Origin of the sequence: Pseudomonas mercuritolerans (assembly GCF_025706525.1) — a bacterium.
Classification (GTDB): Bacteria; Pseudomonadota; Gammaproteobacteria; order Pseudomonadales; family Pseudomonadaceae; genus Aquipseudomonas; species Aquipseudomonas mercuritolerans.
In genome coordinates, this window is sequence record NZ_JAMSHA010000041.1 from 1 (window position 1) to 554 (window position 554).

A 554-nucleotide genomic window follows, 5' to 3' on the forward strand; every position below is an offset into this window, starting at 1 on the left:
CCTCGTGGGTGAAGGATTCCTCAGCGACTCCTACAAAGTCACCCTTTGCGAACCGCTGGACGTCGGTCCGTTCTGTCAGTGGCAGAGTGCGGTTCACGCCAATTACCTTGACCGGCCGAGCGACACCTCGACGGTTCCATTTGCTTCGCGTAACGTCAGCCGTGGCCTCCGTGTATGATGCCGTGCGCGGAATGGAAGTGCCACTGGAGTGAACTTCGTACTCGACCCTCCATCCACTCATAGAGGCGTCGTAGGTGCCGCCGCGCGCAAAGAATCGGCTTGGTTTGACGTCTGCGTAGATTAGTCCGGCCGCCCCCAATACCGTTGTCTTGCCGGCTCCGTTCGGCCCAACAAGGGCCGTGACCGGAAAGTCGAACCGAACGTGGGCGTCGCGGAAACTTCGGATGTTTTTGAGATCCATCGACAGCAGATAGTTGCGATACCCGCGCCTTCGAACTCGGTTCAAGAGTTCGTTCCTTGATGGCGACAAGCGCGGGCAGTCCGACTTCGATCCAGCGCATCGCAGTGACTTGAGCGTCGATGGATCAACTTTT

Annotated in this window: 1 protein-coding gene; it reads right to left on the reverse strand. The window is 58.3% G+C overall.

The genetic code is table 11. From position 1 onward, the window contains the following. Positions 1-421, reverse strand: a 421-nt coding sequence (locus tag ND528_RS28710) for an ATP-binding protein (RefSeq protein ID WP_408005072.1), incomplete at its 3' end; no start/stop codon positions are given. Positions 422-554 lie beyond the last annotated feature (133 nt).